Here is a 1139-nt window from a genome sequence, read left to right as displayed (position 1 = left end):
TTTTCTCTAATTAAAATAACATCTACTATTTTAATTACCTGCGCTTTGGGGTTAGAAATTTGGCAGATGTATTTACGGTTAACTGATGCTTCTTTCCCCGATCGACTCTATCCTGTTTTGTGGTTAGCTAGTGTGGCTTTAATAGGACATCTAGTTGAAGGTGCGACCGCTGCTTGGCAAGCTAATGCCTGTCATAAGAATTTTATAACCTATGGCATTTATACTTTTTTTGTAGGGTTTGTTGGCTTGTTGGAATTACAAGAAATCGCCTCTAATCCCGAAAAATAAGATTAATCGATTTCTCTGAATATTCAAGAATTACCGATCGAACAACCCACGTCGCGATCGCTTCTAGAGAGATTAAAGTTGGTCTTCCTGGACTAGATTTAATAGTTAAGAGGACTTCTATGTTTCTTTTTCGCTATTGACATCAAGATTTTTAACTTGAGTGTTATTCGATATCTATAATATCTGCAACTAAATTTGTTTGCTGCTCGATATCTTTACGCATTGTTCTACCAACTTTTCTCTTGACTACAAAAATAGCTCTTGAAGGCAGTATTTCTGTTGTTTTTACTTCTTCTGTTTTTTCTATCGGGTTGAAATGAATGTTAAAAGTTGAAGTTTTTTTCTGAGAAAGTAGCCCTAAAAGACCAAAAGCAATAACTGCACCTACATCAGTTTTCTTTTTTTCGGAATAAGAAAAAGATTCGATCGTCTTAATAGGAAAAGCTATTTCTTTAGTATCTTTAGCTCCATCTAAAACATTTATTCCTTTCCCTGTTTCCACATAAAATGTTAGTAATTGTTCTGTCAGTAAAACTTTACATTTTTCTGATTCTTCTCGATCGCCCAAAAGACATAATGCTTCTTCTCCCGATCGATTTTTGAGGGAAATAGGTACTGTATAGTCTTTACATTTAGAATTAAGGGGAAACTTGGAGCAAAGACTAAATAGCTCATCCGCTTCACTAGCTTGACTACTTAAATCTGTAGGCATGATAAATGTAAGTGATAGCAGTATTATTGCTATTGCACGAAATTTCATTTTCATTCAAAACTCACCCCCTTCTGTGGTGTTGCTTTGTTCGGGGATTTATAGCAGTACAAAATTAAGTTAGCGGTGCGCGGGGAGGGGG

The 1139-nt window shown here is 35.6% G+C and carries 2 protein-coding genes; one reads left to right on the top strand and one right to left on the bottom strand.

The features are described from left to right. The coding region (locus AC33VI_RS22360; RefSeq protein WP_491784473.1) for a hypothetical protein at positions 1-288 on the top strand (288 nt) is incomplete at its 5' end. Positions 289-451: 163 nt separating this feature from the next. Here the strand turns inward: AC33VI_RS22360 and AC33VI_RS22355 are convergent. Further along, on the bottom strand, positions 452-1000 hold the full coding sequence (locus AC33VI_RS22355) for a hypothetical protein (RefSeq protein ID WP_491784472.1): 549 nt from the start codon (positions 998-1000) through the stop codon (positions 452-454). Positions 1001-1139: the final 139 nt, after the last annotated feature.

The sequence above is a fragment of the Waterburya sp. genome, from assembly GCF_058530065.1.
This window is presented reverse-complemented; position numbering and strand designations above follow the sequence as displayed.